1 pseudogene is annotated in these 938 nt (G+C 61.3%); it reads left to right on the top strand.

Annotation, left to right across the window (positions count from 1 at the left end):
• Positions 1–938 (top strand): annotated as a pseudogene (gene katA / locus HMPREF2924_RS03465) (catalase KatA); the annotation flags it as partial.

Raw genomic sequence — 938 nt, 5'->3', positions numbered from 1 at the left:
CCGGTGGTCGATAACCAGAACGTGCAGACCGCCGGTCCGCGTGGCCCGATGTTGCTGCAGGACGTGTGGTTCCTCGAGAAGCTCGCCCACTTCGATCGCGAAGTGATCCCCGAGCGCCGCATGCATGCGAAAGGCTCCGCGGCCTACGGCACCTTCACCGTCACCCATGACATCACCCCCTACACCCGGGCGAAGATCTTCTCCCAGGTCGGCAAGAAGACCGATATGTTCCTGCGCTTCTCCACCGTCGCCGGTGAGCGTGGCGCGGCGGATGCCGAGCGAGACATCCGCGGCTTCTCCATGCGTTTCTACACCGAGCAGGGCAACTGGGACCTGGTCGGCAACAACACCCCGGTGTTCTATCTGCGCGACCCGCTCAAGTTCCCCGATCTCAACCACGTGGTGAAGCGTGACCCGCGCACCAACCTGCGCAATGCGACCTTCAAGTGGGACTTTTTCTCTCACCTCCCCGAGTCGCTGCATCAGTTGACCATCGACTTCAGCGACCGCGGCCTGCCGAAGAGCTATCGGCACATCCATGGTTTCGGCAGCCATACCTTCAGCTTCATCAATGCGAACAACGAGCGCTTCTGGGTCAAGTTCCACTTCAAGACCCAACAGGGCATCGAGAACCTGACCAACGCCGAGGCCGCCGAAGTGATCGCCCAGGACCGCGAGAGTTCGCAGCGCGACTTGTACGAGAGCATCGAGAAAGGCGACTTCCCGCGCTGGAAGATGTACGTGCAGATCATGCCCGAGAAGGAAGCGGCCACCTATCGCTACAACCCGTTCGACCTGACCAAGGTCTGGCCCCACGGTGACTACCCGTTGATCGAAGTGGGCTTCTTCGAGCTGAACCGTAACCCGGACAACTACTTCGCCGAGGTCGAGCAGGCCGCTTTCACGCCGGCCAACGTGGTGCCCGGTATCGGTTTCTC

Origin of the sequence: Pseudomonas sp. HMSC063H08 (genome assembly GCF_001813645.1) — a bacterium.
GTDB classification, from domain to species: Bacteria; Pseudomonadota; Gammaproteobacteria; order Pseudomonadales; family Pseudomonadaceae; genus Pseudomonas; species Pseudomonas aeruginosa.
Note: the sequence above shows the minus strand (reverse complement) of the source record. Positions and strands in the feature narration are given on the sequence as shown.